General features: G+C 48.3%; 23 protein-coding genes and 1 tRNA gene. 10 read left to right on the top strand and 14 right to left on the bottom strand.

The window, feature by feature from the left end; all coding sequences use genetic code 11:
• Nucleotides 1–6 precede the first annotated feature (6 nt).
• Complete coding sequence (locus AAX04_RS12320; protein ID WP_238377751.1) at nucleotides 7–249, bottom strand: hypothetical protein; 243 nt, start codon at nucleotides 247–249, stop codon at nucleotides 7–9.
• Nucleotides 250–592: 343 nt separating this feature from the next.
• On the opposite strand from AAX04_RS12320, the gene AAX04_RS01350 reads away from it, so the two are divergent.
• Entirely contained in the window at nucleotides 593–1,465 is an 873-nt protein-coding gene (locus tag AAX04_RS01350) for a hypothetical protein (protein WP_066793011.1), read from the top strand.
• A gap of 129 nt (nucleotides 1,466–1,594) precedes the next feature.
• On the opposite strand, the gene mcm is transcribed toward AAX04_RS01350, so the two are convergent.
• From mcm to AAX04_RS01325, 5 genes are all read right to left on the bottom strand, one after another.
• Nucleotides 1,595–3,664, bottom strand: a complete 2,070-nt coding sequence (gene mcm, locus AAX04_RS01345) for a minichromosome maintenance protein MCM (RefSeq protein ID WP_066793009.1) — start codon at nucleotides 3,662–3,664, stop codon at nucleotides 1,595–1,597.
• On the bottom strand, nucleotides 3,654–4,178 hold the full coding sequence (locus AAX04_RS01340) for a hypothetical protein (protein ID WP_066793007.1): 525 nt from the start codon (nucleotides 4,176–4,178) through the stop codon (nucleotides 3,654–3,656). The genes mcm and AAX04_RS01340 overlap by 11 nt, the downstream gene beginning before the upstream one ends.
• Nucleotides 4,179–4,259: 81 nt before the next feature.
• Nucleotides 4,260–5,081 (bottom strand): hypothetical protein, encoded by an 822-nt coding sequence (locus tag AAX04_RS01335; RefSeq protein WP_066793006.1) that lies wholly within the window; start codon nucleotides 5,079–5,081, stop codon nucleotides 4,260–4,262.
• A complete protein-coding gene (locus AAX04_RS01330) occupies nucleotides 5,081–5,590 on the bottom strand; it encodes a hypothetical protein (protein ID WP_066793005.1) in 510 nt (169 codons plus the stop codon). Before AAX04_RS01330 ends, AAX04_RS01335 begins: the two co-directional genes overlap by 1 nt.
• A gap of 72 nt (nucleotides 5,591–5,662) precedes the next feature.
• Nucleotides 5,663–6,268 (bottom strand): adenylate kinase, encoded by a 606-nt coding sequence (locus AAX04_RS01325; RefSeq protein WP_066793004.1) that lies wholly within the window; start codon nucleotides 6,266–6,268, stop codon nucleotides 5,663–5,665.
• A 112-nt stretch (nucleotides 6,269–6,380) separates the two neighbouring features.
• On the opposite strand from AAX04_RS01325, the gene AAX04_RS01320 reads away from it, so the two are divergent.
• Nucleotides 6,381–6,458 (top strand) — tRNA-Lys (locus AAX04_RS01320).
• Nucleotides 6,459–6,973: 515 nt separating this feature from the next.
• On the opposite strand, the gene AAX04_RS01315 is transcribed toward AAX04_RS01320, so the two are convergent.
• The gene (locus AAX04_RS01315; RefSeq protein WP_066793002.1) at nucleotides 6,974–7,567 is read right to left on the bottom strand and encodes a sulfite oxidase-like oxidoreductase; all 594 of its coding nucleotides are present in this window, start codon (nucleotides 7,565–7,567) and stop codon (nucleotides 6,974–6,976) included.
• 139 nt (nucleotides 7,568–7,706) lie between these two features.
• Between AAX04_RS01315 and AAX04_RS01310 the strand changes: the two genes are divergently transcribed.
• Together AAX04_RS01310 and AAX04_RS01305 are read left to right on the top strand one after the other, a co-directional pair.
• Entirely contained in the window at nucleotides 7,707–9,098 is a 1,392-nt protein-coding gene (locus tag AAX04_RS01310; protein WP_066792999.1) for a hypothetical protein, read from the top strand.
• On the top strand, nucleotides 9,077–9,604 hold the full coding sequence (locus AAX04_RS01305) for a DUF429 domain-containing protein (RefSeq protein WP_084761132.1): 528 nt from the start codon (nucleotides 9,077–9,079) through the stop codon (nucleotides 9,602–9,604). Before AAX04_RS01310 ends, AAX04_RS01305 begins: the two co-directional genes overlap by 22 nt.
• Here the strand turns inward: AAX04_RS01305 and rpoA2 are convergent.
• From rpoA2 to AAX04_RS01285, 4 genes are all read right to left on the bottom strand, one after another.
• Nucleotides 9,601–10,764, bottom strand: coding sequence for a DNA-directed RNA polymerase subunit A'' (rpoA2, locus tag AAX04_RS01300; protein WP_066792997.1), 1,164 nt, complete (start codon nucleotides 10,762–10,764; stop codon nucleotides 9,601–9,603). The genes AAX04_RS01305 and rpoA2 overlap by 4 nt on opposite strands.
• Nucleotides 10,757–13,426 (bottom strand): DNA-directed RNA polymerase subunit A', encoded by a 2,670-nt coding sequence (rpoA1, locus tag AAX04_RS01295; protein WP_066792996.1) that lies wholly within the window; start codon nucleotides 13,424–13,426, stop codon nucleotides 10,757–10,759. Before rpoA1 ends, rpoA2 begins: the two co-directional genes overlap by 8 nt.
• Before the next feature lie 195 nt (nucleotides 13,427–13,621).
• Entirely contained in the window at nucleotides 13,622–13,810 is a 189-nt protein-coding gene (locus tag AAX04_RS01290; protein WP_066792994.1) for a hypothetical protein, read from the bottom strand.
• Between the two features lie 11 nt (nucleotides 13,811–13,821).
• Nucleotides 13,822–14,733: a dihydropteroate synthase gene (locus AAX04_RS01285; protein WP_066792992.1), complete on the bottom strand. Its 912-nt coding sequence runs from the start codon at nucleotides 14,731–14,733 to the stop codon at nucleotides 13,822–13,824.
• Nucleotides 14,734–14,919: 186 nt separating this feature from the next.
• Here AAX04_RS01285 and AAX04_RS01280 point away from each other — a divergent pair, with 186 nt between their 5' ends.
• The 4 genes from AAX04_RS01280 to AAX04_RS01265 all read left to right on the top strand — a co-directional run bounded on the left by AAX04_RS01280 (nucleotide 14,920) and on the right by AAX04_RS01265 (nucleotide 20,815).
• Nucleotides 14,920–16,140, top strand: a complete 1,221-nt coding sequence (locus AAX04_RS01280) for a DUF1743 domain-containing protein (RefSeq protein ID WP_156519636.1) — start codon at nucleotides 14,920–14,922, stop codon at nucleotides 16,138–16,140.
• Nucleotides 16,141–16,164: 24 nt separating this feature from the next.
• Complete coding sequence (locus AAX04_RS01275; RefSeq protein ID WP_066792990.1) at nucleotides 16,165–16,944, top strand: HAD family hydrolase; 780 nt, start codon at nucleotides 16,165–16,167, stop codon at nucleotides 16,942–16,944.
• A 43-nt stretch (nucleotides 16,945–16,987) separates the two neighbouring features.
• Nucleotides 16,988–18,043: a DUF354 domain-containing protein gene (locus AAX04_RS01270; protein WP_066792988.1), complete on the top strand. Its 1,056-nt coding sequence runs from the start codon at nucleotides 16,988–16,990 to the stop codon at nucleotides 18,041–18,043.
• A 153-nt stretch (nucleotides 18,044–18,196) separates the two neighbouring features.
• Nucleotides 18,197–20,815 carry a DUF1854 domain-containing protein gene (locus AAX04_RS01265; RefSeq protein ID WP_066792986.1) on the top strand — a complete coding sequence of 873 codons (2,619 nt, stop codon included), beginning with the start codon at nucleotides 18,197–18,199 and terminating at the stop codon, nucleotides 20,813–20,815.
• Between the two features lie 19 nt (nucleotides 20,816–20,834).
• On the opposite strand, the gene AAX04_RS01260 is transcribed toward AAX04_RS01265, so the two are convergent.
• The 3 genes from AAX04_RS01260 to AAX04_RS01250 form a co-directional block, all read right to left on the bottom strand.
• Nucleotides 20,835–21,521, bottom strand: coding sequence for a hypothetical protein (locus AAX04_RS01260; protein WP_066793091.1), 687 nt, complete (start codon nucleotides 21,519–21,521; stop codon nucleotides 20,835–20,837).
• A gap of 61 nt (nucleotides 21,522–21,582) precedes the next feature.
• Nucleotides 21,583–22,014, bottom strand: coding sequence for a CBS domain-containing protein (locus AAX04_RS01255; RefSeq protein WP_066792984.1), 432 nt, complete (start codon nucleotides 22,012–22,014; stop codon nucleotides 21,583–21,585).
• A 77-nt stretch (nucleotides 22,015–22,091) separates the two neighbouring features.
• Nucleotides 22,092–23,018 (bottom strand): substrate-binding domain-containing protein, encoded by a 927-nt coding sequence (locus AAX04_RS01250; RefSeq protein ID WP_066792982.1) that lies wholly within the window; start codon nucleotides 23,016–23,018, stop codon nucleotides 22,092–22,094.
• Nucleotides 23,019–23,082: 64 nt separating this feature from the next.
• On the opposite strand from AAX04_RS01250, the gene AAX04_RS01245 reads away from it, so the two are divergent.
• Together AAX04_RS01245 and AAX04_RS01240 are read left to right on the top strand one after the other, a co-directional pair.
• Nucleotides 23,083–23,445 carry a NifB/NifX family molybdenum-iron cluster-binding protein gene (locus AAX04_RS01245; protein ID WP_066792981.1) on the top strand — a complete coding sequence of 121 codons (363 nt, stop codon included), beginning with the start codon at nucleotides 23,083–23,085 and terminating at the stop codon, nucleotides 23,443–23,445.
• A complete protein-coding gene (locus tag AAX04_RS01240; RefSeq protein WP_066792980.1) occupies nucleotides 23,435–23,995 on the top strand; it encodes a hypothetical protein in 561 nt (186 codons plus the stop codon). Before AAX04_RS01245 ends, AAX04_RS01240 begins: the two co-directional genes overlap by 11 nt.
• The last annotated feature ends 11 nt before the right edge of the window (nucleotides 23,996–24,006 follow it).

Genomic DNA, 24,006 nt, shown 5'->3' with positions numbered 1-24,006 from the left:
TACGGCTTAAGCATTAACACCAAGCAAACCCTTATACTTCCCATAGTACTTACCCCACGTTCCTCTGAAGTCCACACGCTGGTGATTAAAGAATTGTTGCCTCCTCTCATAATTAACCTCATTGTACAATCTAGCACAGGCGTCGGCAAGCCTCCTAAGCCTCCTCTCCTGGTAGCCATTCGGCAGAAGCCTAACAACGTTAGTCCTCACATTAGTGTACTTAACCTCGTAGACACCCTCCCCCGGCATTGCGGGGGAAGTCGGCCCCCGCTCCTCATCTTGGTGGTGTTCACCAGGGGGTGTCACCCACGAGGCACCAAACAAAGCACAAAACCAAGGCTAATAAACCTAACACCTGAGACCCACATAGTGGGGCAACCCCGCCATGAATGGCAAGGTTTGCCCACCCATTATCATGAACCTGTCATCCCCTATTAACCGTATGGCGAATCAGCCTACCTCATGTTAACTAAGTTCCGCATTCATTCAACGTGGTATTGGTTTTCAGCCAATACCCTTAACTCGGAGAGAAATTGATTTATTTAATTGGGTACCAAATAACGTTAAAAGCTAAACAACTCAGCCCTAACCCATGGATAATGACTATGTTATTCGAAGTTCACTTCAATGCGCCCAATACATAGCCCCAAATACATGGGCCTACATGGGTGTTAGGAGGGTTTTGGTTAATGAAAGGACCAGGTATCAGCATGTACTCATAGTTGAATTGGAGGACTTCGGTAAGGCGCTGTTCCTCGATGGCATACTCCAATCTGCGCAGCTGGATGAGTACATTTACCATGAATCCCTCGTACACCCAGCAATGGTAACCCACGGTAACCCAACCAGGGTGCTGATACTGGGTACAGGCGAGGGTGCAGCCTTAAGGGAGGTGGTTAAGTACAGTGGCGTTAATGAGGTGGTCACCGTTGATATAGACTACGAGTTGATTAAGTACGTTAAGGAGTACCTCAGGGAGTTCCACGCGGACTCCTTCAGGGATCCTAGGGTTAGGGAGGTTTACCAGGATGCCGTGGATTACGTCAAGGGGACTGTGTCAACTGGGGAGAGGTTCGACGTAGTCATCATGGATTTAACAGACCCCTATGGACCTGAGGTTGGGGCCAGGGTCTACTCCATGGATGTAATTAACGGTATCCACAGGCTACTTAGCGATAATGGCGTGTTTGTTGTGCAGGCTGGTTCAAGCTTCCTATTCCCGAAGGAGTACAACGCTGTCTACGACATGGTTAAGTTAACGTTCCCAATTGTAACCGAGTATCAGGTCTGGGTACCCTCATTCATGTACGCGGAGAGCTTCATAATGGCCTCAAAGAGGGTTAACCCGGCATCATTAACGAGCGATTACGTTGACGCGGTGCTTAGGGCTAATGGTGTTAAGACTAGGTTCTATAATGGTAAGGTTCACGTGGCCTTAATGACCCTAGGCTCATACAGGAGGTGACCATGTTTGCTTGAGGAAACGTTTTAAACATGGTTAACCTAATGAATACCAGTGATGAGAGCCCTCGTGACGGAGTGGTGAAGTATTCACGTACCGGCTGACTAAACGTCCATTCGAAATGATGCTTAACTAGGCGGTTGTCCTCTTTATGTAGCCCTGCTTAGGCATGTAGACTTCACCGTTACTCTTAAGTATGCTCAGTATCTTATCCACGGTAGCCCTATCCAAGCCCTCATTCTCAGCCTCCTTGTAAAGCTCCTCAACCTTAATGGGTTTGTTGTTGTTAATCTGCTCCAGTTTAGCTATTAGGCTCATTAATAGGGCAATCTTCTCCTGTTGACTCCTGGGTTTCCCAGTCATGATAACGTCAATGTCTATGTTACCGGTCTCCATGTCAATGCCGACACTCTGGAGGAACTTCATGAAGAGCCTGATGGCCCTTTCCGCATCCTCAGCGGTGGCTATGCTGCTCAGCCTCATCTTAGCCTCAGCCTCTGTTAACCTGATCAGGGCCTCAAGCTGTCTGGCGGTTATGGCTACTGGTGAACCAGCCTCCTGAACTGACCTAGCCCTCATCTGGGTGTAGAAGCCGACTATCCTATCCCTAGCCTCTGGGGTTAGCACGGGTTTAATGTACTTCCTGGCGTAGGCTATGTACTTCCTAAGTAGGTCAACCTTAATCATGTTTCTGAACCCCTGAGTAACCTCACCAGCGTGTAGCTTGGTCACATGCTCGGCCACTGCCTTATCCCTATCGGCATTGGGCTCATCCCTAATTATGAATATTAGGTCAAACCTTGAAAGTAACGTGACAGGTAAATCCACGTTCTCCGCGACAGTCCTGTTGGGTAGGTATCTGCCAAAAGCCGGGTTAGCTGCAGCCAAAACAGAGGCCCTGGCGTTCAAGGTGGCCAGTATGCCGGCCTTAGCTATTGAGACCGTCTGCTGCTCCATGGCCTCATGCATCGCCACCCTATCCTTGGCGTCCATCTTATCAATCTCATCAACCACGGCAACCCCCATATCAGCCAGCACCAGGGCACCTGCCTCAAGGTAAAACTCACCGGTTAAACCATCCCTAACCACTGCAGCCGTAAGCCCAGCGGCCGTTGAACCCTTACCCGTGGTGTAGACCGCCCTGGGGGCTATCCTAGCCACGTACTTGAGTAACTGCGATTTCGCAGTGCCTGGATCACCCACAAGCAGCACGTGGACATCCCCCCTTATCCTGGTTCCATCAGGCAGCTCCTTAGGTACACCACCGAAAAGTAGGCAGGCTATGGCTTCCTTAACATCGTCAAGTCCGTATATTGATGGGGCTATTGAGGCTATTATCCTATCCCTAACGTCAGGCTGCATGGCCAGCCTCCTGATCTCCTGCTCATCCTGGGGCGTGATCTCTATCTCAGCGAACTCCTTCTGTAGGCTCTCAACATAGTTGACGTTTATGAGCCTTGAGAATACTGGTAACTTACCCCTCCTGGGCTCGAATAGGTTTATTTCAAGCACGCCACTGAGCATAACCCTATCCCCAGGTTTAACCGTATCCACCAAGTCATCCGTTAAAACCGCCTCAATACTCCTGGGCAATTGCCCAGAGGGCGTCTCCTCAGGCTTCTCCTGGACAAGTATCTTCTGCCAGTCCGCTATGATGGACTCATCGGTTACGAACATCATTGAGTTTACTGCACCGCACTGGGGGCACTTCTTGGGTGGTTGTAGTGATGGGTACGTGTCCGTGGTTACCGTGACCTCGTAGCCGCATTGATTACACCTAAACTTAGCGACCCTAACGTAGTGCATTGGTGGTGTTTGCCTAAGCACAATACCCTCAATGGAGACGAACCTACCCAGGTGCTCACTCCTAAGCCTCCTTATGCTCATCCTGTCAATTGGGCTAAGCCTAAACCTGGCATAGAACTTAGCCACCTGACTGGCGTACTCAGGATCCTTCTCCCTAATCAACTCGCCGACAGCCTCGGAGGCACTGTCGATGACGATGCTTGGCTTTTCCATTAGGTAATCGGCAAGTTGCTTATCGTATAGGAGGAGGTCGTTGAAGTCTATTATAAGCGACCTCCTCCTATTTACTATGGCTAAGCTAAGTTCCTCATCGTACTTCTCAATCTGCTTCAAAAACCTAGTGAACCTATTAACCAGTTCATCCCTACCCAACTGGATTAATTCCTCACTGCCCACCCCCAATCACCCTACTGAACCATGGGTTAATGACCCTGGTCAACTCCTTGACGAGGATCTCCTCCTCAATGGTTAATTTATCCATGACCTCCTGAGGTAGGCCAGTTGGTGATACGCTAATCATGCTTAGTATCTTCCTTAGCCTAACGGAGACCAGGTCCCTTAAGGCAGTCATCAACTCCCTCGAATCCCCCTGTCCATTGCTTAATGCGCTTAACCTAGCCTTAACGTAGAAGAGCTTATCCAGCTTCGTTAACTCACTGGACTCCTTACCCTCAACCCAATGGGCCCTCTTAACATCATCCAGCGTCACCAGGTCCTGTTGAGTTAGGGATGCGTAGCCGCGTTTAATCAACGCCTCCGCCATTGGCACTGGGAGTGTCACCAAGTCCCCCGCTGCGTATCCGCCGAAGGTTGAGCCATTGACCTCTATCTTCGGTAAATCCCTGTTCACAATGACCTTAATTCCCTGGCCGGACACCATGGTTAAGACTAGCGACAACACTGATGACATGCTTAATTATACTCATGCCTGGAACCCTTATAAGTGAATTAGGTAAAATACTTCCTCATAGTTAACTTAAAGTATTCCCCCTCAGGTAATGGTGACCTCAACCTCGCTTTGAAGGCCACACTTCTGCAGATCCTTAAATTCGGCTATGCACATAACCTGCCTCATGGTTAAGTTACTGGACTTAATCAACTCGATTAATTCGCCACTAAGGTTATAGGCCCTGGCCACCTCCTTCAAATCCTCCTCCGTTACGTAGTCTGGTAGGTTGACAACACCCATGCTTAGTATTTCGAAGAGGGGTGGGTCATTTTTAGCTATGTAATCCACCACATCCGGGAGCATGGTTAATATTAACCTTAATCCACTTAACTTGGGCATAATATTCCTAAGCGCATGTATAGCCGTGGTGAAGGCCCCTATGTATTGGTCATCCTGGGATAAGGCACCCTCATCAATAACCAGGACCAGCCCCCTTAAACCCACCGCCAATGTTAGATTATGGAGCATGGTTAAGAAGTCTATTGGGTAATTGTAGGCGGCGGTTGTCAATTCGTTGGTGCCGAGTTTAATGAACCTTGACAAGGCGCTGTCAAGTTTCCTAGACTTACCCAGCTTCATCACACCCCTTATTGAGTCCTCATTATCCCTAACCGCGGTGCTGATTAATTGGCCAAGCCTCTTATCACCCAATTGAGCCGCATCCAGGTACATACAGAGCCAACTCGCCTTAAGCTCCTTACATAGGTTGAGGGCCATGTGGGTCTTCCCTGACCCAGCCCTACCCACCAGTGTTATCAACTGGTAGCCGTCAATCATCTCAAGCACCCTCCTCTTAACAGCCCTCCAGGAGGGGCCTAGGAGCGTACTGGCCCTCTCTGGGGTTGCGAGTAACCTACTCTGCATCATGAAACCACCTTGATCAGGCCATAGTACCCTGAACCAACCTTAATCCTATGCGAACCCCCATAGCTTAGCACGTACCTCCTTCCATTAGCCCTTAAGATCCTAATAAGCATTTGATCAAACTCAGTCTCACTAATCCCCAACTTACCACACACCTGCCTCGCCACGAGTCCAAGGTCTGCATAGCCTGTGGCTGGGTTAGCGTACTTGGTTATGGCATTGTTCAACTCCCTCACGAAATCATCAGTGGTAACCGTGGGGTTTATGATGAAGCTGTATATGCCCCTAACCTCAGGCGTATACTTGATAATAACCCTGTAGCCCCCTCCAACTCTCTCAAGTCTCAGTAAACCTTCCCCAGCAAGTTTAGTGATTACGGCATCTGGGTCGCTTATCCTCCTTGATAAGGCTTGCCTTAGCTCACTTAACCTAACCCCAATGCCATCTTCCAAATCCTCACCAAGCACTATGCCAGATGTTATCACAAGTCTCCTCTCATCAACATGCACGTTAATATAAGCCTTACCGCATTTTATTAATTTAACACTTAAACAGCGCCACACCTTAGGTAACTAGAGATGTTACGCCACTAGGCTGCCCTGCCTATTCTTCACTATTAAGTCCACTATGAAGGCCGCCGCCTCCTCAGCGTGTTGGAATGGCCTCTCCTGGACCCTATTGTGGAAGTCTAGGATGAAGACCGGGCACTCTGCCTCATTGGCAGCTGCGAAGGCGTAGTACCTATTTGCCATTTGATGTAGTTCAATTTCCTGAGGGGTCTCCTTCTCCCTAATCCTGAGCGCCTCATCCTTCATCCTCCTCTCTATTATGTCCATTGGGTTGAACTCCAAGACCACTATGGCGTCTGGCATCAGTCTCTCGATAATCCTACCGGGTAAGCCTGGATAGAAGCCGCCATGCATCCTAATGGCTGCATGGGTATCTATCAACACGTCACCCGGTATCTTGGCTATTTCCTCAGCGGCAATCTCCTGAACCCTCCTGTAGTCATTAAGTGGGAGCTTCCTCCTCATCTCATCCCTATGACTTATACCATACCGCCTCTTAGCCACATCAAGCATGTAGTCGCCGTAATTAACCACTGTTACATCGGGGAGCTTCTCCTTGACAATCCTAAGTATAGTTGTCTTACCCGCACCAGGAACCGCAACTACAATCAACCTCACGGGTAGGTCGCTCGATAAGGCTTTATAACTTTTAAGGGAATCGACACCATGGTAAAGCCACTGATTAACCGAGGGCAAAACCTTATAAACCCATTATTAATGATCAACGACAGGGCCCGTAGCTCAGCCTGGCCAGAGCGGCGGGCTCTTAACCCGTAGGTCGTGGGTTCGAATCCCACCGGGCCCGCCAGGTTTTTATTGGTGGTTGCTTACCGCATTGAGTAGTCTTAGTGAATTGAACATGTGTAATCGCCTAAAGGCGTCTTTCAACGCACTAAGAACAAAGCCGTATGCGTAATCAAACAATACGTGGACCTTGGATTCAACAAGCTTATTTACGGCTAGCCATTCACCCTTAGATACGCCACAGTGCACATTACTGAAGAGGACTACGTAAACCTCAACCCCACGTTAACTAAGTTAGCAAGTTGATTAACCAGGGTTGGTACGTTAACACATGGGTCTCCATGTAAACGCATCTACTCGCAGTGCCAAGTATCTTCAGAATATAGGTAGCATTCCCAGGTGCCACTACAAACCTCCACCTGGCTTAGGTTAACCCAAGGATGCTAACCTACGCATGGGCATTAACCACGGATGCCATTGCAGTGGCTAATAAGGTTAAGATGAGGATTCCCAGGGGGCTTGCTCATAAACCCTGGTTACTAATCTCACTTTTAAACCAACCTTAACTTAAGGTTGGTTTTAAGCAATAACCCTCCTTGTCTTTCCCGTGTGTGTTCCCTCCATGCCTTTGAATCTTTCCTCTAGGTGTACGTTGCCTCTTTCGTGGTATCCCATTGCCTCCCAGTACCCGTCCCTGTATTGTTTTGTGAATTCTATTGTGGTTAGCCACTTGGCGCTCTTCCAACCGTATAAATGCGGTATGAATGGTCTTGCCGGGTAGCCCGACTTCAAGTCCAGGGGCTTTCCATTCATCCTGAGGGCTACTATTGCATCCTCACTTAACGCATCCTCCGCAGGTACCACGCTCTCGTAGCCGTCTGCTGACCGGAAAATAACCCACTTGGCATCATTCCTCACACCGACCATGCTGGCTAGGTCCCTAATCCTAACACCCTCCCACTCCACATCCCTAACTGACCAACCGGTCACGCAGTGAAAGTCCCTAACATACTTAACGTTAATCATTGATATCAATTCACTATAAGTGAATTCAAGTGGCCTCTCCACCTCGCCAACAATACTCAACCTCCACCTCTCAATGTCGATCCTCGGTATGCCCAGGGCGGCGTAATATATGAACATACTTATGTAGCGTTGATTAGGCGCATCCATAATCTATGCTGCTTGGCTGGGGTTTTAAACCGGTTTAGCGTGTTAACGACAAACCATGTAACCCACCTTACTTACCTCCTTCATATGTTAATGGTGTTAAGCGATAAGTTTAAAATAATTGGCAAAAAATAATGTATTCATGTCGCTGTTTGGCGGTAAAAAGGAGCAGCAGAGTGCCATGCAGAGGATTGATCAGATTGCAGCAGGTATTGATAACCTTAACAGGCAGCAGCAGGCATTACTGGGTGAGTTAGGCAATATAAGGGGGATGGTGCAGGGCATTGGTGGTGAGGTTACAAGGCTCAGTAAGGCTATTCAAGACCTAGGTAACATAGTTAGGGACATAGTATCAGCCCAGGATAAGAGGATCAGTGATATTAATGAACTATACCAAAGGTTCTCCCAAACAACAGACAGCTACATCAACGCCATATCAGCGCTACTTGGTAGGGTTGAGCAGTTGAGTAAGGTTATGGAGGACACCGCGAATAGCCTAATCGCAAGGGTCAATGACCTTAGTAAGGGCCTTGAGGGCGGCCTAAACATGATGAGCGCCATCGATGGCAAGTTGAGTGATGTTTCCCAAAGGTCAAGCCAACTGCTTGATCAATTCTCCAAGATAGAGCAGGTGGCCACTAGGCTGCAGGCGGCCAGTGATGAGGCTATTAATAGGCAGAGGGAACTTGAGGCAAGGCTAATTGAACTTACTAACAAGGAGAGTGAACTTAAGGTTAGGGAGGAGAACCTTAAGAGGAGGGAGGAGGAGTTAAGTAAGGTTGAGGCGGCGTTAGAGGAGGAGAAGAGGAGGGTTGAGGCAGCCTCCAGGTTAATGAACGACCTATCAAACCTTTCAAGTGGAATGGGTAATGCGATGAATGAGTTAATCAGTAGGCTGGCTAACTACGAGAAGGCCCTTAAGGATATTCAGGAAAGGGAGGCCAAGCTTAGGGAACAGGAGATAAACCTGAAGAACCTTGAGGCAAGACTGCAGCTTGAGGCCGCTAGGATTGAGGCCAATGCAGAGAGACTTAAGGAGCTGGAGAGGAAGGAGGAGGAGATTAAGAATAGGCTACAGGAATTGGCTAATAGGGAGAGCCAGGTTAAGGCTAAGGAGGAGCAGGTCAATAAGCTGGCCGCTGAATGGGAGAGGAGAGCTAAGGAACTTAGTGAACTGGAGGCCAAGTTAAACAGCTATAGGGAGGAGTTGAGTAGGAAGGAGAAGGAACTGGAGATCGTTAAAAGTGAACTGGAGAACAGGAGAAAGGAACTGGAGGGTAAGTTAGAGCCACTTATTGTTAGGTTAACGGAGGAGGAGAGGAGGCTAGCTGAGTGGGAGAGGAGATTACTGGAGAGGGAGAGGGAGTTAATCAATTACCAGAGGACCCTGGTAGTTAGGGAGAGCATGCTAGTTGAACTTAAGGAGAAGCTTGATGAGGAGGCTGAACGCCTAAAGGCACAGAGGGCTGAGTTTGAGGAGATTAAGAGGAAGTATGAGGAGTTAGTTAGGCAGTGTCAAGGCCAGCAGAAATAGCAGTAGGGGGAATTGACCTATCGGTGGTTAGGAAGAGTGGGGTGGCTGTGGTTCGGAATGACCTATTGAGGGGTATGTTGGTCGCCACCGATGATGAAATAATCAGCACCTTGAGTGGTGTTGATGTGGTTGCCATCGATGCCCCATTGAGTGGACCCGGTAGGTATAGGGATTTGGATAGGGCTATGCTTAAACTGGGGCTTAGGGTTATGCCGGCCAACTGGTCCTGGATGATTAAGCTTAGTGAGAGGGCGGTTAGGATTAAGTCTAGGCTCGAGGACATGGGGGTTAAGGTTATTGAAACCCACCCGACGAGTGTGCTTAAGTGGATTGGGTTGAACCTAACCCAGTTATCGAGGGTAATGGGGATTAGGGTGCTTGACGTTGCTAACAATAGGGATGTTCATGATGCCGCTGTCTGCGCATTAGTTGCCTTAGCCTACACCATGGGTAAGGTTAGGAGGGTCACCGCCAGTGACGGTGAATTATATTTAATAGAGTTTTAGGGGTGTTCAAGCATTAACTCAACGTAACCTGTGCCAATAGGCACATACCTCCCTGATATTATACTCTCAACAACACCCCTGAACCTCTCACTCTCACCCTTATAGGCCGCCTCGATCAGGTTCTTAACCGTGACCTCGAAGGCCGCTCTAGCCAATGGGCTAACCTTCTGCCCAGCCACTCCATGCCTCCCAATTTGCCTAACCTTACCGTCCCACGTCATGACATCAGCCACCATCATAAGGTGCCTCACGTCAACATCAAGGCCTTGGGCATCTAGGACCTCCTTAAGCTCCCTTATTATCATCGACCTAGCGGCCTCAATGCCGAGGACCTCAGCAACCTCATGTATATCGTGGGATATTGTCCTCGTTGGGTCGACCTCATCCAGTAGTAGTACGGCCTCCAGGTTAGTGCCCTCAGTGTATATTACATACTCATCCGATTCCTTAACAACCAGAGCCTTCTTAATACCCCTTATCCCAGCCACCTTAGTCTGCAGGATCTTATCCCTAATCCTCTTCAATGCCGATATCTCCTGAACCTCAACGGTCACACTGATCGTGTTCCCCTCAACGGTGACCTTACCAGTCTTACCCTTAATCCTATCCAGGGCCTTCTTAACATCATTAATCGTTAACCCCCTGTAGTTTAATGCATCCTCATCCAGGGTTACCACTATCGTTGAGTTGAAGTAATCTATGTCAATACTCTTGGCCACGTTCTCAATGGTGATTGTCTGAATCCTCTTAGCAACCTCATGCGCCTTCTCCTCGTTATGCGCGTACTCAGGCTTTAGGTAAATGGTCATCCTCGGTACCTGGGGCTTCCTCCTGGCATCGATGATCTCAATTAGCCTAGGTAAACCGAGGGCCATGGAGAATTCCCTTAAGCCGGCGTAGTGGAATGTTCTTAGGATCATCTGCGTTGACGGCTCACCAACGCTTTGAGCGGTGACTATACCTATAGCCTCCCCTGGGTCAACCACGGACTTGTAGTACTCAGCCACCACAGCCTTCATGACCCTCTCAAGTTGCCTGCCCGAAACCCTGAGACTACTTAACCTGTTGAGTAGTTCATTAACCAGTTTAGCCGGTAAAACCCCCCTAAGGCTCTCGATCCTGGCCTTAACCTCCTCTTGACTTAGGAACTGCTCAGCCACTTGTCACCACCCTCCTAATTATGTCCTCTACGTTTAACTTGCCGTGGTCACTCTTGGAGACGTCTATGCCATCCTCACCATACTTGAATTGTATTATTGCGTCTTGAGAATCCCTAACAGTTCCATCGTAGGCGATGTAGATGTCTTGCATTGCATTAATGAGCCTCCTCTGGGCATAGCCACTCTGCGATGTCCTAACCGCCGTTTCAACTAACCCATCCCTACCACCCGCGGCATGGAAGAAGTACTCTATGGGTGATAAGCCATCCCTGAAGTTACCCTTAACAAACCCCCTAGCCTCAGGCCCCTTATCCCCAGGCGGGAAGTGCGAGAGCGTCCTATCCGTGAACCCACGCCTAAATCTCTCACCCCTTATTGTCTGCTGACCGAGGGCTGCTGTCATTTGAGCGGCGTTCAGTAGGCTACCCCTAGCACCCGACTTAGCCATTATGTAAACCTCAGACTCTTTACTCATGTAATCGTCAACTATCTTAGACGCCTCCTCCCTTATCTTAGACAGGGTCTCGGCCAGCTTATCCTCCAGGGTCTCCTCAACTGTCTTACCAGGCTCAGCCTCAAGGGCACCCTTATAGTATCTGTCCAGCAGTTCGTAGGCCTCCTTAATGTACATGTCCTTGATTTCATCAAGTCTCCTCATGGCTTCCTCAGGTAGGTTGAGTGAATCCAAGGCCATGGTGAACCCCCTCATGTCCATGAACCTCAGTATCAGCCTGAACATTGAGTCAATCCACCTCCTACCAAATTCGTTACCATACCTCTTAACTAGGACATGCAGCAGTGAATCAACCTGCTCTGCGCCAATAGACTTCTTATCCAGGACACCGGTGGCTAGGTACCCATTAACAACCACTATATATTCATCTGTATCGCACCTATATGGGTCCTTGCACGTTGACCTGAACGCCGTGGCCTGAGTGAAGTTGAAGTCCCTTGGTAGTAATGCCGATATGACTTGCTTCCCAGTCCAAAGCTCAATGGGGTGCATTATGGCTGGTTCATCGAGTTGAACATCATCTCTAACGGCGCCCATTAAGTATGAAACAGCATCCTTAGTGAGGACGTTACCTTTCCTGGCCAGTAGGTAACCACCGCTTATGTAGTCCTGCCTAGCTCCTATTATTGGTCCACCGTACCTAGGCGTTATTATGAAGTTTTGGACAAGCATGAGCATCTTAGCCTCAGCCCTAGCCTCTGGGGTTTGGGGTACGTGAAGGTTCATCTCATCGCCGTCGAAGTCTGCGTTATACGGCGGACACACGGCCAAGTGAAGCCTAAAGGTCCTTCCTGGAAGGACCTTAACCACGTGGCACATCATGGACATTTTATGTAGGCTGGGTTGCCTGTTAAACAATACGTAGTCTCCATCCATTAGGTGCCTCTCGACCTTCCAACCAGGCTGGATCTGCTGGGCAAGTTCACTCCTATCCCTCCTCACCTTAAGCTCAATCTTCTTACCATCAGGTGTAATAACCCTATTAGCCCCTGGCCAAGTCTCAGGCCCATTAATTATCAACTGCCTCATTAGGTCAATGTTCCACTCAGTGACCGGTTCAACGACCGTCAACTCCCTGGCTATGTCCATGGGTACGCCAACCTCGTTAATGCTTAGGTTAGGATCTGGGCTGATCACTGTCCTGGCCGAGAACTCAACCCTCTTGCCGGATAAACTACCCCTGAACCTGCCCTCCTTACCCTTAAGCCTCTGCGCAATCCCCTTAAGCGGCCTCTTACTCCTATGCCTAGCCTGGATTCCGCCTGGAAGCTCATTGTCGATGTAAGTGGCTACATTAGCCTGAAGTGAATCCCACAGGTCAAGTATTGAGGTTGTTGGTGAGCCGGATTCTATGGCGTTCCTAAGCTTCTCATTATACCTAAGTATAGTCGTTAAGGCATGGGTTAGGTCATCGGCGCTTGTTTGGCCGCTGGGCAACTGTATGGATGGCCTAACCTGAGGCGGTGGAACGGGTAAAACGGTTAGAACAGCCCACTCAGGCCTGGCTAATGATGGATTCCACCCAAGTAACTCAAGGTCATCGTCAGGTATCTTCTCAAGCCACTCCCTAACCCTGATGGGGTCAAGTCTAGTTAACTTACCGCCCTCTGACTCTATGTAGAACTTGAATGGTTTATCAAGTTTAATCTTAGGTTGCGGGGCACCGCAGTGTGGGCAGGTTGACCTGGCGGCAGCCCTCTTCTTAACCCTAGTTATCAATCTATCGGCAAGTACCCTCCAATGCCTCCTAAGTCTCTTAATCCTCTCTGAATACCTCTTATACTCCTCATCAGTTAGCTTCAATCTACCGCAGTTAGGGCATGTTGCCCTGAGTATGTCGTATATGGGCTTAACGAACTCAGGGTGGATAACGGGCCTTGTTAACTCAATCCTACCAAAATGCCCTGGGCACCTCCTCCAGTCATTACCGCAGGTCTCGCATCTGGCCTCTGGTTCATCAACCCCTAGCCTCCTATCCATTAACCCACCCTTAACCGGGTTACCTGCCTCATCGTAGGTTTCGGAGGTTGTCACCTCCATGACCGACATTTTTCGTATAACATCCGGTGAAAGGACACTAAACGTTATCTCCTTAATTACCTTAAGCGGAATATTATCCTCACCGCCAGTTTGGTTAGAATAAGACATTCTAAGATCCCTACGTCACCCGTCGGGTTTATAAAACTTTTCTGCTCAAACAGTGGTTTAGCCGTAAGGATTTAGGCTTATGTACGCCTCGCCTTGGTGCATCATGAAGCATATACACCGCATGCAGGGTCCTGAGCCGTATCCACGTCCCCAGAGCACCTGGGCATGGCACCGCTGTCTAGGCTTTAAGGCGGGTTAAGCCTGCTGACTGTTCAATATGGCCCTAGTTCTCGCTGCCTGCACCTTAATCCCCTTATCAACAGGCAGTGGCCTTACCGCCACCGACACCAATGCAACCTCCCTAGCCATCCTTACCACCCGTAGCATCTTAAGCTGCTTAATAGCCCTATATCGCTTATATTCCTGAATAGTACTAATTGACATACATCCACCAGTTAGGCCCCACCCTTATAAGCTTTTCTAATAGTCTCAATACAGCTTGAGTAATCCCCACCACATGATTTAACCATGTTGATCATCTTCACCGCTTGAAGTGTCTCAATGGCATCATGAGCCCTAATTAAGTCCACGTTGACGTAGGCTAGGTAGGCGTGGAGACTTAATGTACCCCATATGGACTCTTCCATGTTAACACCCAGTAGTTCCCTTATGAAGCCCTTCCTGGATACACCAACGCAAATTGGCCTACCTAGTTCCCTCCTTATCCTTAGTATGTTAGCCAGCACGTATATGTCCCTATAGGGCCAGTCATCATAGCGTTTCTTGGCTACCTGCCTATTGGGTTCAAGGTTCTGATCCCTGTCAAGGGGTGGGAAACCTATGCAGGGGTCGATTACCAAGTCGTAAACCCCCATTGACTCAGCTGTATTGATACTCCACCTAGCCTCGTTGATCACGGCATCCACGGGGTTAAGTGTGCTTTGTGTCCTTTCCCTTGCACAAAGTATCATCGTGAGGCCATGCTCCCTAGCCACCCCACCTAAACTTTTATCGTACCTTAACCCAGTTACATCGTTGATAATGTCTATGCCTAACCTAGCCACCTCCGAGGCCACCCTAGGCCTAAAGGTATCCACCGATATAATCACCTTATCCCCAAACTCCCTCCTTAGGATGCCCACAGCCCACTTAAGCCTACTGGTCTCAACATCCTCAGGCACCCAAGTCCTCTTAAAGGGTGCCGTGGACATACCGCCAACGTCAAATACCCTAACCCCAGCCTTAAGGGCCCTATTGACAAAGTTGACTAGTTCAGCTTCACTAGATTTAACACTACCCTGGTAAAATGACTCAGGGCTCACATTGATGACCGCCATCACCTCAGGTGGGTTTAGCCTAAGCCTCATTAAGACTAGGCCATGGCACTTCCTAAAAATACCTAATCCCAAGTTAACAGCGGTATTGAAGTGAGCGTGATATGGGCGGTTATGACCATCGGGAGGTTATGTATTGCATTCATTTAACCTAGAGTCACCTTAAAGTTAGGTTAAAAAACTACATGCAGATTGAAGACATGCCGGTGGTTGTCGCTGTTGGTTTGGGTTGGCATTGACGACACGGACACGTACGATAAGGGGTGTACAACCTACGTTATGTATAACATGCTTAAAGAGTTCATTAAGACGAGGAGTGAGGAGAGGGTTGTCGGCTACCCCAGGTTGATAAGGCTTAACCCCAATATACCATTTAAGACTAGGGGTAATGCAGCGGTCTCAGTGGGCCTTAACGTTGATGACATTAGGGAGGCGGTTGAATTAGCCGAGTGGGCTGTGAATGCCTACTCCAGTAGGGTTGGTAAGACTAGTCCGGGTATAGTGGTCTCCACCACTAATTCTGAGCACTGGATATACTGGAAGGCTATCAGTGACGTTATACCAATTGACGTGGCCCTTAGGTGGATGAGGAGGCTGGGCGTGGTTCATAGGGGTGGTAGGGGTGTCATAGGCGCCTTAGCCTCGGTAATGGCTGATCTATCAACAGACTCAACCTTTGAACTGTTGGCTTATGGGGAATCAACGCCCAAGCCCAACATACCCACTGGCATCGTTGAGACCCTTGATTCATCAACAGCCCCATTAACCTTCGAGAACATCGGGGATGGTTACACCTTAATACAACCCCACGGTAATGACCCAGTTGTGTTTGGGGTTAGGGGTGACTCACCCTACCACCTACTTCACTTCGCCACTGTATTAACCAGTGAGGTTGACGTTGAGCCAAGGTGGTTAATCTACCTGACTAACCAAGCCACGGAGCATCACATGAAGCACATAGCCAATAAGCCATATACACCAGGCTACATTGAAGGTAATGTGGGTAGTGTCACCGTCATCAGTGGTGGTAACCTTGAAATTAAGGCTTCGTCTGGGGTGGTGTTCTCGTATAGGCACTATGGCTTTAAGAGGCTTGATAAGGCCACGTACCTGCTGGCGTATGGTGGCTTAAGGCCTGGTCCCAAGGACCTTGACCTCTACATGGAGGGTGGGGTGGCCTTACTGGGTAAGGTTGATGTTAATAACCCTAAATGCCCCAGGTGCGGGGGCAATTTGGAATCAACGGGGAGAGTTGGGCTCCTTAGGTGCACTAGGTGCGGGTTAGTGACTGGGGTGCCTAGGCTGCTGGGCTATGTGGGTGAGGTTATTCTTGAGGAGCCCAGGGGTTCTGAGGTTAGGCATCTACATAAGCCCCTGGGTAGGGTTAGCCTTGAGGGGTTGGCCAACGTGTTCAATAGGCCATCATTATGGATAGTTTAAAAACCTGTTCATTGAGTGCTCACTGTGGCTGAAAGAACCAAGGTGATAACGTTCGACGTATACCAAACGGTGCTTGAGTATGGGGATGCGTTGATTAGGGAGATTGGCGAAGCCATAGGCAAGTACTACGGTGAAATAGGTTACACAGTGGACCCAAACGTGGTCACTGAGTACTACAGGATAATGGAGAGGGAGGTTAGGGCCAGCAGGATAATGAACCTACTCTACACCCCACCAATGGAGAATGTTAGGAGGCTGGCTAAGAGGATTAACCAAAGGTATGGTATACCCTTCTCCAGCAGGTTAGTCAACGATCTGCAGAACGTGATAGCGGACACGGTGATAAATTCCCAGAACATTAAGGTTATTGAGGGAGTTGAGGAGGCATTCAGCATACTTAAGGAGGAGGATTGGTTAGTGGGCATAGTGTCTAATGTAATCTTCTGGCCAGGTAGGGTTTCAAGGGCCCTATTAACCAGGTTTGGGCTATGGAGGTTCATAGACTACGGGGTATTCTCGGATGAGGTTGGTTACCCAAAGCCGCACCCAATAATATTCGAGACCCTGATCAACTCACTGGTTGGGGATAGGGTACCCGACGTCGCCGCGCATGTTGGTGATAATATCCAGGAGGATTTCGTGGGCGCATTAATGTACGGCATAGTGGGCGTCCTCTACGACCCAAATGGCTCCTACCTACCCACTAATTCAAGCCCATACGAAGCCATTAAGTGTAAAGCCTACATCATCAGGAGGACGAGGGACGTATTAACCCTAATCGACCTACTCGGTAAGTGCGGTTAAAAAAGTAGTCAAAGCTTAATAGCTAAGCTGAGTCAACCCACAAATGCTCATCTGGTTCGATGCATTAACGGCTAAGCAGGCTAGGATAGCCTCAATACTGGCATTGGAGGGTGCAGCCAGGGGGCATAGATTCCTCATAACATGTAGGAACTACGACTATGTGGTTAACGTGCTAAGCATGTATGGGCTAAGTGGGTATTGTGAGGGGGAACATGGTGGCGATGTTAGGAGTAAGTTGATTAATGGGCTTACTAGGAGCCTAAGGCTACTGGACTTAGTTAAGGACTTCGACGTACACGTATCGTTGACCTCACCGGAGGCCTTTAGGGTGGCCTTTGGGTTAGGTAAACCATCAATAGCGTTAACGGACACCGCGCACGCCTACCATGTCAATAAGTTAACGTTACCGCTCGCCAGTAGGGTCATTGCACCTATTGCCATACCTAGGAGGAAGATAATGGCCTACATACCCCATGGTGAGGGGAGCAAGGTTAAGTTCTTTAATGGGGTCTTTGAGGTTATGTGGGTCTACAGGTTTAAGCCTAATTGGGGTGAGGTTAGGCAACTTGGGTTGAGGGATGGTGAGGATTACGCCGTATTCAGGTTTGAGGAGAGTAAGGCAGCTTACTACACCTATGGCGAGCAGGCCAGCATTGCCATTAAGGCCATTAGCATGCTCCTCAGGGAGGGGTTGAAGGTGATTGTATTCCCCCGGTACCCTGATCAAAGGAGGCTGATTGAAGATAAATTCCAGGGTGAATTAAACAAGGGCCTTGTGATAATACCAAGTAAACCAGTTGATGGTTTACAATTAGCCCACTACTCAAGAATTGTGGTAACGGGGGGTTCAACATTCGCAGTGGAGGCAGCGCTACTCGGTGTCCCATCAGTGTCATACTTCCCAACAACTTACTACACGGATAGATTCATCATAAGGGCTGGTGCACCATTGGTTAGGGTTAAGCCGAGTAGGCTGCTGCAGGGCATACGCAAGGCATTAGGCATGAGAAAGGAAGGCGTTGTTAAGGGGCTTGAGGATCCCACTAGCCTAATACTTAATGAAGCTGAATCTTTAATCAATACCGGGGTTAATGGCTAATAGTTTTAAGTAATTACATTTATTATGAGTATTTAGATACCGATAATACCATAATCTATTACCCCTTAGTTTAAGCGTCTACAACGGCTTTACCATGAACCTATGAGGAAGGGTTTATTAACACTCAGTCCCTTGACCGCTTAAGAACCATTTATGGATTGCGCCTTTAAGGCGATCTCCGACTTAGATAAAGAGCTCAAGTTCAAAGACACGGAGGTATGTTTAACTAATGATGACAAAATAGTAATCAAGTATGATGGAAGGGAGGATCGCTTCGACCTAAGTGAGTTGAAGGGAGCCTACGTGGAAGATGGTGTGGGTATAGGTAAGTTAATCTTGGTTAAGAAGAGTGGTGAGGAGGTTGAGGCGGTTTACTTCACCAAGAGGCCTATTGATGACTTTAGGAAATTGGCCATTTTAATCAATGGCCGCCTAAGCGGTAATGGCCATTATGAGGGTTTATCGCTAGTTAGGGAGGAGAGGAGGAAGCCTAACGTTAGGAGTACTCTGCTTTGGTTACTTAACTTCATGAGACCGTATTGGCATAAGATGCTCATAGGTGTTATACTATCCATAAGCATCGCCATGCTTAACCTAGTCCCACCCTACCTACTTAAGATACTTATTGACAATGTGTTTTTAACGCAAACACACTCAATGAAGTTGTTCATTGACTTAACCTTAACATTAATAGGATCATACGTGGCTGTCACAGCTTTATCAATTGCACAGAACTACATACTCAACACGGTTGGCCAGAGGGTTGTAAATGACATAAGGTCTAAGGTCTTTAAGCATGCCATGAGACTCTCGGCCTCGTTCATAGATAGGATATCCACGGGTAGGATACTCTCAAGGCTAACAACGGATGCAGGTAATACGCAATGGTTAATGGTTTGGGGGCTACCTACGCTGATAGTTAACCTACTAACCCTGATCGGTATAGGCGTAATACTGTTCACCATGGATGTTAGACTGGCCTTATTCGTGCTACTACCCACACCAGTAATAGCCTATATGGTCTACAGGTACCGTAAGAAGTCGCATAGGATATACCACAGGAATTGGAGGAGGAGCGCAGATGTCACTAGTGCGTTATCGGATACAATACCCAACTACATGGTTATTAAATCCTTTGCCAAGGAGGATTACGAATCGGATAGGCTTGATGAACTGCTTAATAGGCTTTACGAATCCCAAGTCAAGGTTACTAAGATGAACATCAGTTATTGGCCATTCCTAGGTCTATTAACATCGCTGTCAACTGTCATGATGTGGTGGTTTGGGGGTGAGCAGGTTATTGCAGGTACAATACAGCTAGGTACATTAACGGCCTTCGTGGCCTACATGGCCCAGTTCTACGGGCCCATAAACAACCTAAGCAACATAATACCCTTCATACAGCAAGCCGTAACTTCAGGGGATAGGCTTAGGGAGATAATGGAGGCTGAACCCGATGTAAAGGAGCCTGAACACCCCAAGAAACCTGACCTGAAGGGTGATATACTGTTTAGTAATGTCTGGTTCAGTTACGACAAGTACACGCCCGTGTTGAAGAATATAAACCTCAGAATAAAGGTTGGCGAGAAGGTTGCCGTCGTGGGTAAGAGTGGTTCAGGCAAAACTACGTTATCTAAGCTGCTGCTCAGGATGTACGACGTGGACTCTGGGGAAATTAAAATTAATGGGGTTAATATTAAGGACATTGATCTACAGTACCTTAGGGAAAGGGTAGCATACGTCCCCCAGGAGGTGGCCTTATTTGACAACACCGTAGCCTACAACGTGGCCTACGGTAGCAGTAGGAGGATTGAACCCTGGGAGATCATCGCCGCCTGTAAGGCGGCTAGGATCCACGACGAGATCATGCAACTGCCACTAGCCTACGACACAAACCTAGGTGAGAGGGGTTCATCCCTTTCAGGTGGGCAGAGACAAAGGATATCCATAGCTAGGGCCATTATCAAGCAGCCAGACATCGTCATACTTGATGAGGCAACCTCAAACCTGGACGTGATTAATGAGGCCGAGGTCTACAGGGCAATAATGAACCTAGCCAAGGGTAGGACTACTATATTCGTAACCCACAGCTTCGTTGAGGTTATGAGCGCTGATAGGGTCATAGTCATGGCTAATGGTGAAATAATTGAGGAGGGGAAACCAACCGAGTTGATAGCTAGGAGGGGGGCGTTTTACCAAATGTTCAAGGATCAGTTGGAGTTATTCACAGGCGAGTTAAGGTTACTTAAAAGTGAGGATGATAAGGGTGCCTTAACGCTGGCCGATTACGTTAAGGACGCGGTGCTCGACCTCAGTAAGGCTAAGGTTAAGGTTAGGCCAGGTAGCAGGAGGAGCTTGGTGACGCTCATGGTTAATGGGGAAGTGTACAGTGACCTTAAACCCAAGTTACCGTTCCCAATATCCCAGCCCGAGTACGTCATACTCTACGATAGGGATGGTAGGGAGAGGTTCATGATAAGCAACTATAGGAAACTTGACCCAGAGTCCGTTAAGCTGCTTGAGGAGGCGATAAAGCTGAACAACTTTAAACCAATGACCTTAAGCATTAAGGGGATTGACGTCAAGGGTGATGAACTGGAGTGGCACCTGGTAACCAACTATGGTGAGGTTACGGTTAGGACAAGGGGTAGAAGAAACGTGATACTCATGGACAGCAGGCTAACGTTAATTGATGTGCATGATAACGTGTATGAGATTGACCTTAAGAAGCTGGATAAGGATAGCCTTAAGCTAGTGGCTGAAACCATCTAAGCCGCTGGCCATTCTCACCCTAGATTAACCCCAGTTCAGATTCTATGGAGACCAGTACTGAGTTAACGACATGGCTCGTCGTCAACGGTAACCCACCGGCTAGGCTAAAGACCTTGCTTGCAAGTGACCTGGCCTCACCACACACACTACCCCTAGGCATCCCACCCACCATCACCACAGCCCCGCCATGCTTAACTATTAGCTTGGCCAGTTCAGAAACCTTAATTGGTTCGCCATCCCTCTCGAGAAGTATGACCAACGGCTCACCCATCGACCTAACTAAGTCACCCAGTGGCGTATTAATGAGCCTAATTAACCATTTGCCACCTGGGGGTACTGAACCATATTTAAAGAGCTGCTCCATTAAACCGATGAAGTTAAGGTAATTTTGCGGTGGTCTCTCGCCCTGTGCAAACTCAATCACCTTCCCATCCACAGTATGCACGTAAATGTTCAACATACCCTTGATAGCCAGTATGCTATTTAATGAATCCAGGAGGAACTTGTGGACTATGTCAGGCCTACCCCTACCCTCCTTATTCTTAAGCCCACCCATGACCTTGAAGTGGAGTGACTTATCGAGGGGCATGTAGTTGGGGTCCCTACCAAGTCTCCTAGCAACCCTAACAACACTCTTATTTCCCCTCAGCTCTGGGGGTATTGGCTCCAATGCCGCGTTAATCAGTATGAGCCTTAGTGTTAGCATCACGGCGTAGCCTAACGGTGGCTGCCGTTAAGAGGTTTTAGCGTATTTAACCCATAACTTTCTATTCCCTTACAGGTGGGCGTGGGCGCATTTTTGCGATTTCACTGATGGCGTTGCTCTCCCTCAGTAAGTCCCTTATAGACACAACCCCCATAACCCTGCCTTCATCATCAACAACCACCACATGTCTAATGCGCCTCTCATTCATCAACTGGGCTATCTTAGTCACATCATCGTAGTACTTAACGGTGGCTATGTTGCCCATAGTCCCTACCTGCTCTACCATGGCCCTACTAATATCTACACCCTTAGCCATCGCCTTAATCACATCCCTCTCACTTATAACCCCCAGAACCCTCATGTCCTCGGGGGAGTTAACCACTACAACTAGCCCTACGTTATTTTCAGCCATTAGCCTAACCGCCTCTGAAACGGGGGAACCAACTTTAACTACTATCGGTTTTTTATTGGTTATTAACTCGGAGGCCTTCATATTAACCTAAATTATTTATGTGTTTATAAACTTAACTATTTACTGAAATCGGTAACCCTATTGGTTTACTATGTGATTTACTCAATTACCTGGCCAATATCCTTACCAATTATGTAGCCCCTAATGTTAAGGCCCCTTAGGCCCTTCAGTGAGTATATGAGCCCTTCTGCCTCATTCATGGAATCCCTCCTAACCACCACATCGAAGTCCTCCTTGGCCACTTCAATGAACTCTAGACCCCACTTATCTGCGTGATACTGCGTTATGAAGCCGTAGTCAGCCTCGCCGTTAAGTATGGCCTTGGCTACGTCATCGTGGGTCCAGGCAACTTTGCTGATTGCAGGTGGATTACTAACACCCATTTCCCTTAACCATGCCTCGCTTAGTATCCTGGTTCCTGAACCTGGGTTCCTCTTAATCATCACTAACCTACCCCTCTTAATTTTGCCAACAAGGTCCCTCAGGTTTAACTTACCTAGGCTATGCCTATACCCTATCCCAATCACCCTACCATAACCCCTCACCAAGGTGACCTCATCTAAGACGCCTAGGGATTTTAGAAAATTTAGGTTACTTCCATACGCTGAGGATAAGTGTATGCCGGCTACCTGAGCCCTATTAACCAGCAGCATTGATAAGCCATTCACTGAGCCAACCCAGGTGATGGATGCGTAATCACCTACTAAGTTAGAAAGTAGCTCATCATGGCTGCTGGCCACTATGAGCCTACCTTTAAATTCATCATCCTTAAAGGTTAGGAGAAGCTCCTCACCAAGTCTCGTTAACCTACTGTAGCCACCACGTGAACCACCCCTAACACCTTCAATTAACGCCTCTGATAAGGTGGCCTCGGTCTCCCTAATCAGCCTGAAGGCTGTTGAGTAGGGTATGTTCAATAGCTTGGCAGCCTTACTGAGTGAACCATACTTCTTAACTAGGCTAAGCAGTTCAATAACCTCAACCTTAATATCCACATCCCTAAACCTAACCGTTGCATTTGGCATTACTTAACTGCCTAGGTTACTGAATGGTAATAGGGTTTATAAAGCCAAGCCCATCCGGCTATTTATGATAATGTGCACCACCGTTAATGATGATTATAGGGTTGAGGTTTTCTCAAGGGCAACTAAGTTGGTGCTGGTGGATACCAGCAGGGGCGTGATTCACGTTGAGGATAACCCAGCCCTCCAAAGCGCTAACAAGAGACCCACGGTGGCTAGGAGGTGCGTGGAATTGGGGGCCGATGTTGTCATTGCACCGCATGGGTCGGTATGCTACCCATCCTACCGCATACTTAAGCAGCATAATGTTAAGATTTACGTAACTGAGCCTGGCCTAGACCTAAGCAGCATAAGTGCCATACCCTTGAGCCGCTGGGAGGTGTTCTACTCAAGTATAATTGCTGTGCTGGAGAGGCTGAGTGAGCGTTAACATGCCCACCGCCCTAATGATAATACCCCCCATCGCGGATGAGGGACTATTAAAAATTATAGTTAACCATGCTGAGCGTAACCTAGCCAAGGCTGGCTTCAACAATGTGGTTTTTTGTGGGCCGCTTAGGGGCATATACGGCTTCGGCTCGGCTGCATTAACTGTCTACATTGATCAATGGTATTCATCATCAAGGGGCATATTAACGAGGTGCGGTGAAACCTATCTAACGCCACCAATAATGTTAATTAGGGGTACTCAACCATACCTAAGCCCAGGAACCTACGTAAAGCTGCTTTGGGCGTTAAGGTCCTTTAATAGGCCCATAGTTGTGCCGGCTAGGGGTGGTAAGGGATTGAGCACACCTATACTAATGGCTAACGCTAAGTTGTTTAGGAGGCTAATTAAGTTAAATCGTAGGTTTAAGTTGGCCAGTGCCATGGTTAGGTTTCTCATTGAGAATAGGCGTGATGTACTAATGGTTGAGGTTAATGATGAATGCCTAGGCGTGAGGGTTACTCCATCTGCATGCCTGGGCGTGATAAAATGAATAACAAACCT

The sequence above is a fragment of the Caldivirga sp. MU80 genome (genome assembly GCF_001663375.1).
Classification (GTDB): Archaea; Thermoproteota; Thermoprotei; order Thermoproteales; family Thermocladiaceae; genus Caldivirga.
This window is presented reverse-complemented; position numbering and strand designations above follow the sequence as displayed.

Coding starts and splice junctions, on each gene's coding strand:
- AAX04_RS01270 (WP_066792988.1), top strand. CDS start 16,988: ATGCTCATCTGGTTCGATGCATTAACGGCTAAGCAGGCTAGGATAGCC.
- AAX04_RS01310 (WP_066792999.1), top strand. CDS start 7,707: ATGTCGCTGTTTGGCGGTAAAAAGGAGCAGCAGAGTGCCATGCAGAGG.
- AAX04_RS01290 (WP_066792994.1), bottom strand. CDS start 13,810: ATGTCAATTAGTACTATTCAGGAATATAAGCGATATAGGGCTATTAAG.
- AAX04_RS01255 (WP_066792984.1), bottom strand. CDS start 22,014: ATGAAGGCCTCCGAGTTAATAACCAATAAAAAACCGATAGTAGTTAAA.
- AAX04_RS01285 (WP_066792992.1), bottom strand. CDS start 14,733: ATGAGGCTTAGGCTAAACCCACCTGAGGTGATGGCGGTCATCAATGTG.
- AAX04_RS01265 (WP_066792986.1), top strand. CDS start 18,197: ATGGATTGCGCCTTTAAGGCGATCTCCGACTTAGATAAAGAGCTCAAG.
- AAX04_RS01245 (WP_066792981.1), top strand. CDS start 23,083: ATGATAATGTGCACCACCGTTAATGATGATTATAGGGTTGAGGTTTTC.
- AAX04_RS01315 (WP_066793002.1), bottom strand. CDS start 7,567: ATGGATGCGCCTAATCAACGCTACATAAGTATGTTCATATATTACGCC.
- AAX04_RS12320 (WP_238377751.1), bottom strand. CDS start 249: ATGCCGGGGGAGGGTGTCTACGAGGTTAAGTACACTAATGTGAGGACT.
- AAX04_RS01260 (WP_066793091.1), bottom strand. CDS start 21,521: ATGCTAACACTAAGGCTCATACTGATTAACGCGGCATTGGAGCCAATA.
- AAX04_RS01335 (WP_066793006.1), bottom strand. CDS start 5,081: ATGCAGAGTAGGTTACTCGCAACCCCAGAGAGGGCCAGTACGCTCCTA.
- AAX04_RS01340 (WP_066793007.1), bottom strand. CDS start 4,178: ATGTCATCAGTGTTGTCGCTAGTCTTAACCATGGTGTCCGGCCAGGGA.
- rpoA1 (WP_066792996.1), bottom strand. CDS start 13,426: ATGTCTTATTCTAACCAAACTGGCGGTGAGGATAATATTCCGCTTAAG.
- AAX04_RS01350 (WP_066793011.1), top strand. CDS start 593: ATGGATAATGACTATGTTATTCGAAGTTCACTTCAATGCGCCCAATAC.
- AAX04_RS01250 (WP_066792982.1), bottom strand. CDS start 23,018: ATGCCAAATGCAACGGTTAGGTTTAGGGATGTGGATATTAAGGTTGAG.